General features: G+C 41.0%; 15 protein-coding genes. All 15 read left to right on the forward strand.

Annotated features, from left to right (window positions below):
- The 15 genes from J3L16_RS04290 to J3L16_RS04360 all read left to right on the forward strand — a co-directional run bounded on the left by J3L16_RS04290 (position 1) and on the right by J3L16_RS04360 (position 15,455).
- Positions 1-759: a DUF547 domain-containing protein gene (locus tag J3L16_RS04290; protein WP_242698659.1), complete on the forward strand. Its 759-nt coding sequence runs from the start codon at positions 1-3 to the stop codon at positions 757-759.
- Positions 746-1,939 (forward strand): ABC transporter substrate-binding protein, encoded by a 1,194-nt coding sequence (locus J3L16_RS04295; protein WP_207611663.1) that lies wholly within the window; start codon positions 746-748, stop codon positions 1,937-1,939. The genes J3L16_RS04290 and J3L16_RS04295 overlap by 14 nt, the downstream gene beginning before the upstream one ends.
- A complete protein-coding gene (locus J3L16_RS04300) occupies positions 1,929-3,620 on the forward strand; it encodes an ABC transporter permease subunit (RefSeq protein ID WP_207611664.1) in 1,692 nt (563 codons plus the stop codon). Before J3L16_RS04295 ends, J3L16_RS04300 begins: the two co-directional genes overlap by 11 nt.
- Positions 3,613-4,236, forward strand: coding sequence for an ATP-binding cassette domain-containing protein (locus J3L16_RS04305; RefSeq protein ID WP_242698660.1), 624 nt, complete (start codon positions 3,613-3,615; stop codon positions 4,234-4,236). The genes J3L16_RS04300 and J3L16_RS04305 overlap by 8 nt, the downstream gene beginning before the upstream one ends.
- The gene (locus J3L16_RS04310) at positions 4,230-4,850 is read left to right on the forward strand and encodes a CDP-alcohol phosphatidyltransferase family protein (RefSeq protein WP_207611665.1); all 621 of its coding nucleotides are present in this window, start codon (positions 4,230-4,232) and stop codon (positions 4,848-4,850) included. The genes J3L16_RS04305 and J3L16_RS04310 overlap by 7 nt, the downstream gene beginning before the upstream one ends.
- 613 nt (positions 4,851-5,463) lie before the next feature.
- Positions 5,464-7,374 (forward strand): threonine--tRNA ligase, encoded by a 1,911-nt coding sequence (gene thrS / locus J3L16_RS04315; protein ID WP_207611666.1) that lies wholly within the window; start codon positions 5,464-5,466, stop codon positions 7,372-7,374.
- A gap of 50 nt (positions 7,375-7,424) precedes the next feature.
- Positions 7,425-7,988 (forward strand): translation initiation factor IF-3, encoded by a 564-nt coding sequence (gene infC, locus J3L16_RS04320; protein WP_207611861.1) that lies wholly within the window; start codon positions 7,425-7,427, stop codon positions 7,986-7,988.
- Positions 7,989-8,098: 110 nt separating this feature from the next.
- The gene (gene rpmI / locus J3L16_RS04325) at positions 8,099-8,296 is read left to right on the forward strand and encodes a 50S ribosomal protein L35 (protein ID WP_207611667.1); all 198 of its coding nucleotides are present in this window, start codon (positions 8,099-8,101) and stop codon (positions 8,294-8,296) included.
- A 17-nt stretch (positions 8,297-8,313) separates the two neighbouring features.
- Positions 8,314-8,670 carry a 50S ribosomal protein L20 gene (rplT, locus tag J3L16_RS04330; protein ID WP_207611668.1) on the forward strand — a complete coding sequence of 119 codons (357 nt, stop codon included), beginning with the start codon at positions 8,314-8,316 and terminating at the stop codon, positions 8,668-8,670.
- Positions 8,671-8,870: 200 nt separating this feature from the next.
- Entirely contained in the window at positions 8,871-9,851 is a 981-nt protein-coding gene (gene pheS, locus J3L16_RS04335) for a phenylalanine--tRNA ligase subunit alpha (RefSeq protein WP_207611669.1), read from the forward strand.
- Between the two features lie 11 nt (positions 9,852-9,862).
- Positions 9,863-12,250 (forward strand): phenylalanine--tRNA ligase subunit beta, encoded by a 2,388-nt coding sequence (gene pheT / locus J3L16_RS04340; RefSeq protein WP_207611670.1) that lies wholly within the window; start codon positions 9,863-9,865, stop codon positions 12,248-12,250.
- A 3-nt stretch (positions 12,251-12,253) separates the two neighbouring features.
- Positions 12,254-12,553 (forward strand): integration host factor subunit alpha, encoded by a 300-nt coding sequence (locus J3L16_RS04345; RefSeq protein WP_207611671.1) that lies wholly within the window; start codon positions 12,254-12,256, stop codon positions 12,551-12,553.
- Complete coding sequence (locus tag J3L16_RS04350) at positions 12,553-13,101, forward strand: hypothetical protein (protein ID WP_207611672.1); 549 nt, start codon at positions 12,553-12,555, stop codon at positions 13,099-13,101. Before J3L16_RS04345 ends, J3L16_RS04350 begins: the two co-directional genes overlap by 1 nt.
- A 16-nt stretch (positions 13,102-13,117) precedes the next feature.
- Positions 13,118-14,095 (forward strand): beta-N-acetylhexosaminidase, encoded by a 978-nt coding sequence (nagZ, locus tag J3L16_RS04355; protein WP_207611673.1) that lies wholly within the window; start codon positions 13,118-13,120, stop codon positions 14,093-14,095.
- Complete coding sequence (locus J3L16_RS04360) at positions 14,088-15,455, forward strand: SLC13 family permease (RefSeq protein WP_347564639.1); 1,368 nt, start codon at positions 14,088-14,090, stop codon at positions 15,453-15,455. The genes nagZ and J3L16_RS04360 overlap by 8 nt, the downstream gene beginning before the upstream one ends.
- The last annotated feature ends 11 nt before the right edge of the window (positions 15,456-15,466 follow it).

Consider the following 15,466-nt stretch of genomic DNA (forward strand, 5'->3'; position numbering starts at 1 on the left):
TTGAAGCAGCTAATCGCACTGTCTGTATTGTTGATAAGTCATATAGCGTTCGCGGATATTCACGAACCGTGGAATGACTTACTACAACGGCATGTTGTTATTATTAATAATGGTCATACAAGCGCCGTGGATTATGCTGCTTTTCAAAAAGAAAGAACTACGCTGGATAACTATTTAACTAGTTTATCCAGCGTAACTGATGAAGAGTATCAAACATGGTCAAAAGAGGCTCAACTAGCGTTTTTGATTAACGCATATAATGCGTTTACCACGGGCCTTGTTTTGGATGAATATCCTAACTTAACTTCAATTAAAGATTTAGGACGAAGGTTTTCTTCACCTTGGAATCAGAATATTGCAATTTTGCTAGGGGAAGATGTCAGCCTTGATGTGATAAAAAATGAAAAGCTTAGAGAGCAAGGTGTATTTGCTGAGCCTCTTATTCATTTTGCAGTAACTTGTGCCAACGTAGGGTGCCCTGCGTTGCGCAATGAAGCTTACAATGAAACCGATTTATCATCTCAATTGAATGATCAGGTTATCTCGTTTTTAACCGATCGCTCAAAAAATTACGCTGAAGGTAACACACTGTTTTTGTCTTCTTTTTTTCAATGGAATCAAGACGATTTAGGTCTCACTTTCTTTTTACAATACAGCGATGCTTTAGGGTTAAATGAAGAGCAAAAAAATGCGTTAGAGAACAATAAAATGCGAGTGCGATATTTAAACCATGATTGGTCGTTAAATGGTATTGAATAGTTATTTAAAATACGTTTTTTGGGGCTTTCTGGCCCTTTTTTCGTTAACTGCATACTCCCAAAATAATGTAACAACGGTTTATTTCCACGCATGGGGAGGCAGTCCTCAAATCAATCAGTATATAAATTGGGTAGGCGAAGAGGTTGAGCGTAACCATGGAATTAAGTTAAAGCATGTAAAGCTCAGTAACACTAGTGATGCTGTTACCTTAGTATTAACCCAAAAAGCATCAAATAAAACCGCAGGAACTGTAGATCTTATATGGCTAAACGGTGAAAATTTCGCATCTATGGCTGAGCATAAATTGCTTTTAGAAAGCTGGGCTGAAGATTTACCAAACTTCAGGCTGACTAATGCGCTAGATAACGGCGATATTACCTATGATTTTGGCGTTTCGACCTTAGGTAGAGAAAGTCCTTGGGGGAGGGCATCCCTAGTATTTTATTACAACAGTGAACATTTCACTGTTCCTCCAAGCGATATCAACGCCCTTTTGGCTTGGGCTAAGACGGTTCCTTATCGATTTACCTATCCTCATGTGGATGATTTCATCGGGATAAGTTTTGTTAAATATGCACTTTTGGCATTAAATCAAAATGCAGATTATGAATCCGATAAAGAGCTTTTGTTTAAACCTTACGATGAAGAAGCGTTTAATCGAGTTACAAAGCAACTATGGCAGTATTTAGACCAATTGCACTCAGTTATGTGGCGTAAAGGACAATTTTTCGTCAAAGACAGTGGTTGGTTAAAACGTTTATTCGATGATGAAGAAATATTACTGTCTTATACGTTTTCAGCGGGAGAAATACCCTCAGCAGTAGATCGTTTTGAGTTACCCAAAGCCACACGTAGTTATTTTATGGAAGATGGTAGCTTAAGTAATGTGCATTTTGTAACCATTCCATTTAATGCACCTAATGCTGAAGGCGCGAAAATCGTCGCTAATTTCTTGTTATCTCCCGTTGCTCAGGCGAAGAAAAGCCAACCGTCGGTATGGGGAGATGCCACAGTACTTGATTCAACTGTGTTGAATACTCAACAACGAGCTTTGTTTCTTTCTGATGACATACATCCAAGTGCTGCTAGCAATAGCGCAAATACGCGAAAACTAAAAGAGCTTCACCCGACATGGATTGTGCCGCTTAAACAAGCATGGAAGGCACGTTATGACAATTAATAAGTGGCCTGCTGTATTATTGTGTAGTTTGATTATTTTACCTGCACTGGGAGGAAGCATAGCCGTAGTTCTTCCTGCTTTTGGTTATTTGCCCGCGTTAGAACAAACACAATTTACCTTTTCTATTTTTAATCAGTTGTTTTCATCCCAAGGGTTTTACTCCAGTGTACGACTAACAATAATGTCATCGGTTTTTTCGATCTTAATCGCTGTCATAACCTCCCTTATATTTGCAGCTTATTATTATGAGAAGCGCAAACTAGCGTCGTTGAGTACTAGTTTGAGGCCTCTTTTGGTACTGCCTCATGCTGCGGCCGCTATCGCTATTGGCTTTGTGTTAGCGCCAAGCGGAATACTTATACGAATGTTATCGCCCGATGTTACTGGGTTTGTGCTTCCACCTAGCTGGGCTATACCCAATGATGGTTTTGGGTTAGTCATGACACTATCTTTAGCGCTAAAAGAGATTCCGTTTATTATGCTGCTGATGGTGTCAGTGATTTATCAGGTGCAAAGAACAAGCTTGTTTAATCAATATGTAAGTGCAGCGCAGTCCCTTGGTTATTCCGCTTTTTCGTCTTTTATATTGATCCTTTGGCCACAAATCTATCCCTTGATAAGACTACCTATTTTTGCTGTATTAGTTTATACCAGTGCAAGTATTGAAATACCGCTAATACTAGGTCCCAGCTCTCCATCGACAATTGCAATCACCTTATTAACCTCGTTGAACGATGTGGATTTACAGCAAAGGTTGACGGCTTCGGCACTGGCTGTTGTACAAATACTGGTGTCGGTTGTATCGATATTTATTTGGATAGTCATTGAAAAATTGGGCGAAAAATCACGTTTAATGTTAGCTCATCCTAATAAGGCCAATACTATTTTTGCTCCGATAAAGTACATAGTTAGGCTGCTGTTTTTCATTATCGTTGGGTTTATGCTTATAGCTTTTTTCGGTATTTGTTTATTAAGTATTGCAGGACACTGGCCATTTAAATCGGTGTTGCCATTGAATTTTACTCTTCAAAACTGGATGTCCGCAATACATTCTATTCAAACCCCATTATTCAATGGACTTTGGATTGGATTAACGGTCGCTTTGGTTTGTTTGGGGTTATGCGTAACCACGCTTGAGGCCACCTCAAGCTCAATAAAATTAAGGGCTTTGGTTACAAAGTTGATCTATGTCCCGCTTTTGATCCCCATGGTTGTTTTTATGTTTGGGGCATCATTTATTGTTACCTTATATTTTGAGTTTTCGCCTATTTTTAGCGTCTTACTACTGCATTTTGTGGTTGTTGCTCCTTATGTATGGATAGCACTTGTTCAGCAATATGAAGATTTAGACCCTCGATTAATATCCGTTGCTAAAACCCTTGGTGCGAGCCAAATGAAGGTTTTCGTCGAAGTAAAGTTGCCTTTACTAAAACAAACTTTTGCAGTCGCGTTTGCGTTAGGGGCTAGTATTAGTTTTAGCCAGTATCTGCCTACGTTATTAGGAGGAAGTGGCAATATCGATACGATCACCACTGAGGCGGTGGCTTTAGCCAGTGGAGGGAGCCGACGTCTGATATCTGTGTATTCGTTAATTCAAATTATTATGCCCATGGTGGTTTTTTCAATCGCTAATTTAATCAGTGGCCGTGGCTTATTGCGGGGAGGTAACAAGCTTGCTTGAATTGCAAAATGTAAAAATCTATCAAAATGGAAAGGTTATTTTATCTGTGAATGAGCAGGTTGAACCGGGGCAATTTCTAACTATTATGGGGCGTTCTGGCTCAGGTAAGTCGACTTTGCTAAATTGGATAGCTGGGCAGCTATCATCAGACTTTAACGCTAAAGGCTCGCTTATATTAAATGGGAAACGGCTCGATAATGTGGCAACAGAGCGTCGTCAAATTGGTTTGATGTATCAAGATGCATTGCTGTTTCCGCATATGACAGTAGAGCAAAATATTGCCTTTGGTATGAAGCAGCAAATGAATAAGAAACAAATAATACACGACTATTTGCAAAGCGTTGATTTAGAAGGTTTGGGTGAGCGTATGCCTGATTCTCTTTCAGGTGGCCAGCAAAGTCGGGTTTCGCTACTTCGATTAATGGCCAGTGAGCCGAAGGCGATACTTTTGGATGAGCCTTTTAGTAACTTGGATGAAGAGGTTAAAATAACTACTCGCCAATTTGTCTTAGACCAATTAAAACAAACTAGCGTGCCTGTTGTGATGGTGACTCATGACAAAGAGGATGCCAATGCCGTGTCTGGAAAATTAATATCGTTGAACTCATCATGTTAGATAAAATCGTTACACCTGCAGCTCATGCTTTATTGCGCCCCATTATTAACATTCTTGATAAAGCAAATGTTAAGCCTGACCATATTACATTTTGTGGTTTCCTTCTTGGTATGATTAGCGTACCGCTTATTGCGTTTCATTATTATCATTTAGCTTTACTGTTTATTATTCTCAACCGTGTTTTTGATGGTATCGATGGAGAGTTGGCTAGGCGTCAAAACGCGAGTAGTGATGCCGGTGGTTTTTTAGATATTTGCCTGGATTTCACGTTTTATGCCTTTGTACCTTTTGGGTTCGTACTAGCAAATGCCCCGCAAAATGGTATTGCGGGAGCCGCGCTTATTGCTGCTTTTATGGGGACTGGGAGTAGTTTCTTGGCATTTGCGATTATGGCGGAGAAGTACAAAATTACTCGTATGCAGTTTGAAAAGAAGAGTTTTCATTACTTAAATGGGTTAGCAGAAGGAACAGAAACGATATTATTCTTTGTTGGGTTTTGCCTATTTCCTTCACTATTTCCTGAGTTAGCTTGGGCTTTTTTTGGCATTTGTTGTATTACTATAATCACTCGAATTTCAGGTGGATACAAAACGATAAAGCAATATCAAAACTAATTACCACTGCGCCTTTATTAGTCGTACTGAATAGAAAGAGTATTTACCCTTTGTGTTTCAGCTTTAGCTTTAAATTCGAGAGGTGTTCGTTGCGTAGTTATTTGCTTTGGAAAGTGAGTAGAGGGTTTACTCTTGTCTTCTATATATTCATAGCGACTAAACCAATTAAATACTGGTGGAGTGTTTAATTGATTTTTAATTTTATTCACTTAGCTTGCTCCATTTGGCATACATTTCCAGTAACTATGCTGTAAGTTTGTTACAGTTTTGTATGGTGTTGTAATTTCAATACGATAAATTTCGTTGTAAATGTAATTCTCACTCCTATTTTAGAGTTTTTCAGGTAAAAGATGTCGCCTTGTTTCTTTTGGGTTTTAATAAGGTTGTCAGCAGGGGGGATGAAGACGTTTTGTTAGGTTTATTTCATGTGGAATAATAAAACTAATTAGAGATAGTTAGTTTTTAAGTGATATTATTACATTAATGTTCATTTATACGCCTTCAATGGTTTGTAACTTCAACTAAAAACGCTATAATCCTGCGCTAATTTTTCAGTTTAACTTTCGGTTCATAAGCAATTTTTCTTCAATGAGCCATTGTGTAAGGATATTTCATGCCGGTAATTACGCTTCCTGACGGTAGCCAACGTGCGTTCGACAAACCCGTTTCTGTTTTAGATGTAGCAAATGACATAGGCCCGGGCCTAGCTAAAGCAACGATAGCGGGGAAAATTAATGGTGATCTTGTTGATGCTGTTGACGTTATTACCGAAGACGCGTTACTGCAAATTATAACCGCCAGAGATGAAGAAGGCTTAGAAATTATCCGCCATAGTTGTGCCCATTTATTAGGTCACGCTATCAAGCAGCTTTATCCCGATGTGAAAATGGCCATAGGGCCTACTATCGATAATGGCTTCTATTATGATATCGATTTAGAACATTCATTGAATGATGATGACTTAGCGGCATTAGAAAAACGCATGATCCAGTTAGCAAAAACTAACTACGATGTTGTAAAGAAAAAAGTAAGCTGGCAAGAAGCGAGAGACGCATTTGAGTCTCGTGGTGAATCTTATAAAATTGAAATTCTTGATGAAAACATCGAGAAGGATGATCAGCCAGGCCTTTACCACCACGAAGAATATGTTGATATGTGTCGTGGACCTCACGTACCGAATATGCGTTTTTGTCACCATATGAAAATTATGAAAGTGGCAGGAGCTTATTGGCGTGGTGATAGCGATAACAAAATGCTACAGCGCATTTATGGCACAGCTTGGGGCGATAAAAAGCAACTTAAAGCCTACTTGAACCGATTGGAAGAAGCTGAAAAGCGCGACCACAGAAAAATTGGCAAAACCCTAGATTTATTTCACTGGCAAGAAGAAGCGCCAGGTATGGTGTTTTGGCACAACGACGGTTGGACAATTTATACCGAGCTTGAAAAGTTTGTTCGTCAAAAATTAGGTGAGTACGGTTACGACGAAGTGAAAGGCCCATTGATGATGGACCGAAGCTTATGGGAAAAATCGGGCCATTGGGACAAGTACGCTGAAAACATGTTCACAACGGAATCTGAGAAACGTGAATATGCAATAAAGCCAATGAACTGTCCTGGGCATGTTCAAATATTTAATCAAGGCTTAAAATCTTACCGCGACTTGCCCCTTAAAATGGCTGAGTTTGGTTGCTGCCACAGGAATGAGCCATCGGGCGCACTGCACGGTTTAATGCGTGTACGTGGATTCACCCAAGATGATGCCCATGTTTTCTGTACTGAGTCTCAGATATTAGACGAAGTTAGCGACTGTATTAAAATGGTTTATGAAACCTACGAAGCGTTTGGTTTTGAAAAAATTGTCGTGAAATTGTCCACGCGTCCAGAAAAACGCGTAGGTAGTGACGAAATTTGGGATAAATCTGAGCAAGCACTTGCCGAAGCGCTTAAAATCAATGACATTGATTTTGATTATCAGCCGGGTGAAGGTGCGTTTTATGGCCCTAAGATTGAATTTACATTACACGACTGTTTGGACAGAGCGTGGCAGTGTGGAACAATTCAACTCGACTTCTCAATGCCGGGCCGTTTAGGTTCAACTTATGTTGCTGAAGACGGTGAACGTAAAACACCGGTCATGATCCACAGAGCGATTTTGGGCTCTTTAGAACGTTTTATCGGCATATTGACTGAAGAATATGCTGGATTCTTCCCGCTTTGGTTAGCGCCTCAACAAGTCACCGTAATGAATATTACTGACAGTCAGGCTGAATTTGTTCAAAAAATAGTCAAAAAGTTAAAAGAAAGTGGTATTAGAGCCAAGTCAGACTTGAGAAATGAGAAGATAGGCTTTAAAATCCGCGAGCACACGCTTAAGCGTGTACCTTATATGTTGGTTATTGGTGAGAAAGAAAAAGAAGCCGGTACCATAGCTGTTCGTACTCGTAAAGGTGATGACCTTGGCGAAATGTCTGTTGAAGCATTTATTGAACTCGCTCAACAACAAATAACGGATAAGCAGTAATCCAAAATATAGACACAATAGGGTGTATATAATTTTGATTTTTTTAATTGCTGGAGGAAAAGCATATTAAAGGCACTAACAACAAGGCTCAGGGTGCAAAAGACAAAGCCCGAATTAATGAAGAGATAACGGCTACGGAAATCCGTTTAATTGCAAAAGATGGTAGTCAAGCAGGTATCGTTTCTTTAGCCGAAGCATTAGAATCGGCATTTGAAGCAAGTCTTGATTTAGTCGAAATTAGTCCGAACGCTGAGCCACCAGTGTGTAAAGTAATGGATTACGGAAAGTTCTTATTTGAGAAGAGTAAGGCTCAAAAAGAACAAAAGAAAAAACAAAAGCAAATTCAGGTCAAGGAGGTTAAATTCCGCCCTGGCACTGATGAAGGCGATTACCAGGTAAAACTGCGCAACCTGCGTCGCTTTCTCGAAGGGGGTGATAAAGCCAAAGTTACGATCCGTTTCCGCGGACGTGAAATGGCTCACCAAGAGATTGGCATCGAACTACTAAAGCGTGTAAAAGCGGATTTAGAAGAAGTTGCTATTGTCGAGTCTTTTCCTCATAGAGTAGAAGGCCGACAAATGATCATGGTTATGGCCCCAACCAAGAAGCAGTAATGGTTTAAAGTTTTCGTCACTGCACATGTCGAAACACCTTGCTGCATAATTTTAATGACTGATACTGACTGCACGGTAAAGGTCGATATTAACAATGCGGAGTTTTAGCAATGCCTAAAATGAAAACAGTAAGCGGAGCTGCAAAACGTTTTAAAAAAACGGGTTCAGGTCGCTTTAAAAGCAAACAGTCTCACTTGCGTCATATTTTGACTAAGAAGAGCTCTAAGCGTAAACGTCACTTACGTGGCAAAAAATTGGTACATGCAGCTGACACTAAGTTAGTTCAACGCATGTTACCTTACGTTTAAGCATAGGAGACTGAATAATGGCTAGAGTAAAACGCGGCACGGTCGCACGTGCACGTCACAAGAAAGTCCTTAAACAGGCAAAAGGTTATTACGGTGCTCGCAGTCGCGTATATCGCGTTGCGGTACAAGCTGTAACTAAAGCAGGTCAATACGCATACCGTGACCGTCGTCAACGTAAACGTCAATTCCGTCAATTGTGGATTGCGCGTATTAACGCTGCGGCTCGTCAAAATGGTTTGTCTTACAGCCGTTTCATCAACGGTTTGAAAAAGGCATCTGTAGAAATTGATCGTAAGATACTCGCTGATATCGCTGTTCACGACAAGACTGCATTTACTGCACTTGTTGAAGCCGCGAAAGGCGCGTTAGCTTAAATATAACGAATATAGCTTAAGTTCTTAGAATACGGCGAGCCAGGATGTGCTCGCCGTTTTTCTTTATTGGAAGAGTGTTTTCTTGCCAAATCAGGTAAAATGCATACCAAAGAGAATATTCTTCCAATGAAACAGACTAGCCCCCCTTCATAACTTCGTGGTGGGGACTGAAAAACTGAACGAAAAGGGTTGTGATAACAATGGAGCTTGACGCAATAGTCAGCGAGGCGAAATCGCGTATCGATGCAGCAGAAGATGCTGCGACACTTGACGCCGTTCGCGTTGAATTTATGGGTAAAAAAGGCCGTTTAACTGACCTGCTAAAAGGGTTGGGAAAAGTCTCTGCTGAAGAACGCCCAGTGGTTGGCCAGAAAATTAATAAGGCTAAACAAGCAATCCAAGCGGCGATTGGTGAAAAAGGGGATGCATTAAAAAAAGCAGCCTTAAATAAGCAGCTTGAAGAAGAATCTGTTGATGTAACCTTACCCGGCAGAACAGAAAATCCGGGTAACTTACACCCCGTAAGTCGAACTATAGAACGCATTGAATCTTTTTTCGGTGACTTGGGTTTCGTAACCAAAACAGGACCTGAGATTGAAGACGGGTTCCATAATTTTGATGCGCTCAATATTCCAGCAAATCACCCAGCTCGTGCCGATCACGATACCTTTTATTTTAACCCAGATATGATGCTAAGAACGCAAACATCGGGTGTTCAAATTAGAACCATGGAAACTGAAAAACCGCCGTTGAGAATTATTTCTCCGGGCCGAGTTTATCGCAACGATTATGACCAAACTCATACGCCAATGTTTCATCAGGTTGAAGGTTTGATGATAGACAAAGATGTGAGTTTTGCTCATTTGCGTGGCATTATTCACGATTTCCTTCAGCACTTTTTTGAAGAATCACTACAAGTGCGTTTCAGACCGTCCTATTTCCCTTTTACTGAACCTTCAGCGGAAGTTGACGTTATGGGTAAAAATGGCCAGTGGCTTGAAGTGTTAGGGTGTGGAATGGTCCATCCTAATGTCTTAAAAGCCGTTAACATCGATCCTGAAGAATACACTGGTTTTGCTTTTGGTATGGGCGTAGAGCGCTTAACCATGTTGCGTTATGGCGTAACCGATTTACGTGCATTTTTTGAAAATGATCTTCGTTTCCTAAAACAGTTTAATTAAGCGGTCTTGTAATGAAATTCAGTGAAAATTGGTTAAGAGAGTGGGTTAACCCAAGTTTATCAACCCATGATTTAAGTGAACAACTTAGCATGGCTGGCCTAGAAGTTGATGGCGTTGAAGCGGTAGCGGGTGATTTTTCAGGTGTTGTTGTTGGCGAAGTCGTGGAATGCGGCCAACACCCAAATGCCGACAAGCTACGAGTCACTAAAATCAACGTGGGTGCCGATGAGCTTCTCGATATCGTCTGTGGTGCACCTAACTGCCGTTTAGGTATCAAGGTTGCTGTTGCCGTTGTTGGCGCAGTATTACCGGGTGATTTTAAAATTAAGAAAGCTAAACTACGTGGCGAGCCATCTTTTGGCATGTTATGTAGTTTTTCAGAGCTAGGTATTAACGACGACCACGACGGCATTATTGAACTGGCTGATGATGCGCCTATTGGTGACGATATTCGTGATTACTTAGGGTTAAACGACAGTGCAATTGAAATTGACCTGACTCCTAACAGAGCAGATTGCTTAAGTTTACGTGGTATCGCGAGAGAAGTAGGTGTACTTAACAACCTAGATGTTACTTCACCTGACGTTGTGGCTGTTGAAGGGACAATTGACGATGTTGTTGGTGTAAAACTGACTCATGGTGAGGGGTGCCCTCGGTATTTAGCGCGAGTGATTAAAAATGTTGATGTGTCTAAAGCTAGCCCGTTATGGCTAACAGAAAAACTAAGACGCAGCGGAATAAGAAGTATCGACCCTATTGTTGACGTGACCAATTACGTGTTACTGGAATTGGGTCACCCGATGCACGCGTTCGATTTAGCGGCAATTAAAGGCGACATTAATGTTCGCTTGGCCAATGAAAACGAAGAATTAGTGTTACTTGATGAGTCAAACGTTAAATTAAACGCTGATACCATGGTTATTGCTGACGACGAAAAAGCACTGGCTATTGCGGGTATTTTCGGTGGTTTACATAGCGGCGTAACCAAAGCATCTAAAGATATCCTATTGGAAAGTGCTTTTTTCGCACCGGATGCTATTGCGGGTAAAGCAAGGCAATATGGCTTACATACAGATGCGTCGCACCGTTATGAACGTGGTGTTGATTCTGAATTACAAGCAACCGCGATGGAAAGAGCTACAGCGCTTATCTTGTCGATTTGTGGTGGTGATGCTGGACCTGTTACAGAACAAGTTCATGCCGATTTGTTGCCAAAATCTAAGCAAGTGGTTTTAAGACAGTCTCGATTACATCGGGTAGTTGGCCAGTCTTATAATGTTGAAACCGTGACGAATTGCTTAACGCGATTAGGTATGGATGTCACGTTTTCTAATAATGAATGGACAGTGGTTGCGCCAAGCTATCGTTTTGACATAAAAATCGAAGAAGATTTAATCGAAGAAGTTGTCAGAGTGTGTGGCTATAACAATGTATCGAATATAGCGCCGTTGGCACAGTTGAAAATGACTGATGCGTCTGAAGCTGTTCGCTCTACTCAGTCTATAAAATCATTGCTTCTAGCTAAAGGCTATCAAGAAGCCATTACCTATTCTTTTGTTGACCCGAAAATTCAAAGCGCACTGTTTCCTGAAACTCAGGGGTTTGTGTTGCCACACCCAATATCGTCAGATATGTCAGTTATGCGTGTCAGCTTGTGGCCAGGGCTACTTGGAGTTACGTCTTACAATCAAAAACGCCAACAGTCGAGAATTCGTTTGTTCGAAACTGGGTTGCGCTTTGTACCTGATGAGAATCAGCCTCAAGGTGTATTACAACAAAATGTTTTGGCTGGTGTTATTGCTGGAAACCATGCTGATACAAATTGGAGTAATGACGACCGTGCAGTAGATTTTTTTGATGCTAAAGCCGATGTAGAAGCATTGTTAAAAGGTACCGACAAGGTTAACGACATTGAGTTTGTTAAAGCTGAACACTCAGCTTTACACCCTGGTATGTCTGCAAAGGTAATGCTAGAGGGTAAAGAAATAGGATGGTTAGGTGCAATACACCCTGAATTTACCAAGCTATTGGGTGTGTCTGGACGTGTATTTGTTTATGAGTTAACGTTAGATGGGTTGAAAGGTAGAAATTTACCTAGCGCTAAAGGGGTTTCACGTTACCCTGCAAACCGCCGAGATATAGCATTAGTAGTGAAAAATACGGTTCAAACAGGCGATTTACTTTCTTTTATTAGAAATCTTGGCGTAAATCAGTTAGTTGGCCTAAACTTATTCGATGTATACACAGGTGAAGGCATTGAAGCTGGCTTTAAGAGCTTAGCATTGTCTTTGATTCTACAAGATGTTGATAAAACACTGGAAGACAGCGAAATTCAAAACGCTGTTGATAGAATAATTAGTGGGTTAGCATCTGAGTTTAACGCATCATTGAGAGAGTAATCTATGGCATTGACCAAAGCCGAGATGGCGGAACATTTATTCGAAAAGCTAGGAATGAACAAAAGAGATGCAAAAGATCTCGTTGAGTCCTTTTTCGAAGAGATAAAGCAGTCTTTAGAGTCTGGAGAGCAAGTAAAGTTATCTGGCTTTGGGAACTTTGATTTACGAGATAAAAGTGAGCGGCCGGGCCGCAACCCTAAAACCGGCGAAGATATACCAATCAAAGCCAGAAGGGTTGTAACGTTTCGTCCGGGACAGAAGTTAAAAAGTCGTGTTGAACACGCCGAGCCAAATGAAGACTAGTGACAAAACAAAAAGTTAAAATAGGGCTAGCCATTGCTAGCCTTTGTATTATTTCATTTTATGTTATTTATACCTTCTTAAAACCCCAGGTTAATTATGCTGATTTGAGCCCTTACGTGTTACTCGACGCGTCAGATGTTCAATTAGCGGTTCAGCAATCCCTCCGAGAAAATACGCCTCAGCAATTAGAAGAACAAATAAAAAAAATTGTTAGCATCGCAAAAAAAATGCCTTTACCACCAGCTGATATTCAGTTTTTACGCAGTGATGATGCAAAAGACTATTTAGTTTTTCATGGTAAACGGGCATTATTTGATGAGTTGGTATCTGAACAATTTAAAACGTTAGGCTCTATCAGCGATTTAAAACAGCGCTTCCCCGAAGCGAAAGATAAATTTAAACAAGCTGATGAGATGCTATCCCAAAGAGATGTGTTGTTTGAGCAAATAGTTACAGGTTTTATCGACCAAGGCTTTACGCATCAACAAGCTCAGGCGCAAGCGAGAGCACAGTGGTACAATCGATTTAAACTTGATGTTGTAAAGTAAGGAGTCAAGCACGTCGATGGGCCCGTTAATTATAGATTTTCAGTCTACGCAACTCACCGAACACGAAAAAGTTCTATTACAACACCCTCTTGTTGGTGGCGTTATCTTATTTACCCGAAATTTTGAAAGCTCGCCACAACTTAAAACACTTACAGACAGCATTTCCCAGTTACGCCCTGATTGTTTGATTTGTGTTGACCACGAAGGCGGTCGAGTGCAGCGCTTTAGAGGTGGTGAATTTACAAAGCTTCCAGCGATGGGAAAATTGAAAAGTACTCAGCAGGCTTATGATTGCGGCGTGATTATGGCTTATGAGCTGAAGAGTCATGGTATTCACCTAAATTTTGCACCTGTGTTAGACAGAGACCTAGTGTCCAATGTGATTGGTGATAGAGGCTTTTCTGCCTATTCTGACGATATTGTTAAATATGCTAATCAACTAATTTGCGGTATGGATACAATGAGTATGCCAGCGTGTGGGAAGCACTTTCCTGGACACGGAAGCGTGGAAGCTGATTCTCATATTGCGTGCCCTGTAGACCCTCGCCTCTATTCGAGTATTCAAGATGACATTGAGCCTTTTGCGCAGTTAATTCAACAGCAGAAGCTTTCCGCTGTGATGCCCGCACATGTTGTGTACCCCGATGTGTGTGCCTTACCTGCGGGTTACTCTAAAACGTGGATCCAACAAGAGCTCAACCAAAAATGGGGATTCAAAGGGCTCGTATTTTCAGATGATTTATCCATGGAAGGCGCAAGTTTAGCTGGGACTCATGGCCAGCGAGCATTTGCGGCGTATGAGGCGGGTTGTGACTTTTTACTCTTGTGTAATGCTCCACAGCATATTGAGCCGGTGTTAAAAGAACTTGAGAATAAAATAACGGTCAAAGAACTTCCTAATACCAAACCATGGTTTCACCCCTTACCAGACGATGCAGACTCACGCTATAAAGCGTCATTAGATAGATTAAAAAGAGACACCTATTGTGATTAAACCCCGTTTTCTTGTTTTCGGCGTAATTGCCGCATTAGTTTCTTTTGTTATTTGCTCTTCATTAGGTGGCACTTATGCCATAGGAATGACTGCAAGTCTCACCGTGTTAATTGCAGTATTTTGGGTAACCGAGGCATTACCTATACCGGTAACCTCTATTATTCCTTTCTTTGCCTTTCCAATGACCGGAATTTTAACCGCGAAACAAGCCGCTTCAGCAATGGGAAGTCACGTTATATTGCTTTTGATGGGCGCTTTCATGCTGTCAAAAGCCATTGAAAAATCCGGTGTTCACGAGCGATTAGCTTTGAGTATTTTGCATCGTTCAGGCGCTAAGAGCTCTAGAGCATTAGTGCTTAGCTTTATGTGTACCGCTGCGTTTTTGAGTATGTGGATTTCTAATACGGCGACAACATTAATGTTACTGCCTATAGCACTTGCGGTACTTAAACGTTTAAAAACACAAGCCCTTGCACCTGTTCTTTTGTTATCTATTGCTTATGCAGCAAGCTTAGGCGGGGTAGGTACGCCCATAGGTACCCCTCCTAATATTATTATGATCAGTATTTATGAAGAATCCCTAGGTACTGTAGTTAGCTTTTTAGATTGGATGAAAACCGGTGTGCCTGTAGTGATTATAGGTATTCCTGTGATGGCGTTATGGTTAACACGAAAAGCAATTCCTTTAGGTGATTTTGAATTGCCAGAGCTACGTAAATGGACAGTTGCTGAAAAACGGGTTTTGATGGTGTTTGCCATTATTGCCTGTGCTTGGATAACACGTCCTTATTGGACTGGTGCACTAAACTTAACCACGGTAAACGACAGTACGATAGCGTTAGCAGGGGTGGTGTTAATGTGTCTTATTCCAAGTGGAGGAGATGAAAAAGATTCTTACTTGCTAGATTGGAATACGGCACAAAATATTCCTTGGGGTATGTTGCTACTGTTTGCTGGCGGAATTTGTTTAGCTAAAGCTTTTACTGAATCAGGATTAAGCGCTCTTTTGGGAGAGCAACTAAGCTACTTGTCTAATTTTCATATATTCATTACGTTGCTAATTCTATGTTTAGGGGTGAGCTTCTTAACTGAAATAACCTCCAATACCGCTACCGCAACCTTACTTATGCCTATTTTAGCCAGTGCCGGTGTGGCAATGAAGGTTGATCCTGCATTACTCATGATACCAGCAGCGATGAGCGCAAGTTGTGCCTTTATGATGCCTGTTGCCACTGCACCCAATGCCATTGTTTATGGCAGTGGAAAAATACCGATACAACAAATGGTAAAAGAAGGTGCAATACTCAATTGTATTTTAGCCGTGGTCGTTGTGGCTGTAGTGTGGGCCGTTAAGTTGTAATTGTCTTTCTG

Origin of the sequence: Alteromonas sp. 5E99-2, assembly GCF_017368475.1 — a bacterium.
Lineage (GTDB): Bacteria > Pseudomonadota > Gammaproteobacteria > Enterobacterales > Alteromonadaceae > Alteromonas_F.

Coding starts and splice junctions, on each gene's coding strand:
- J3L16_RS04300 (WP_207611664.1), top strand. CDS start 1,929: ATGACAATTAATAAGTGGCCTGCTGTATTATTGTGTAGTTTGATTATT.
- J3L16_RS04345 (WP_207611671.1), top strand. CDS start 12,254: ATGGCATTGACCAAAGCCGAGATGGCGGAACATTTATTCGAAAAGCTA.
- J3L16_RS04310 (WP_207611665.1), top strand. CDS start 4,230: ATGTTAGATAAAATCGTTACACCTGCAGCTCATGCTTTATTGCGCCCC.
- thrS (WP_207611666.1), top strand. CDS start 5,464: ATGCCGGTAATTACGCTTCCTGACGGTAGCCAACGTGCGTTCGACAAA.
- nagZ (WP_207611673.1), top strand. CDS start 13,118: ATGGGCCCGTTAATTATAGATTTTCAGTCTACGCAACTCACCGAACAC.
- pheS (WP_207611669.1), top strand. CDS start 8,871: ATGGAGCTTGACGCAATAGTCAGCGAGGCGAAATCGCGTATCGATGCA.
- rpmI (WP_207611667.1), top strand. CDS start 8,099: ATGCCTAAAATGAAAACAGTAAGCGGAGCTGCAAAACGTTTTAAAAAA.
- rplT (WP_207611668.1), top strand. CDS start 8,314: ATGGCTAGAGTAAAACGCGGCACGGTCGCACGTGCACGTCACAAGAAA.
- J3L16_RS04295 (WP_207611663.1), top strand. CDS start 746: ATGGTATTGAATAGTTATTTAAAATACGTTTTTTGGGGCTTTCTGGCC.
- pheT (WP_207611670.1), top strand. CDS start 9,863: ATGAAATTCAGTGAAAATTGGTTAAGAGAGTGGGTTAACCCAAGTTTA.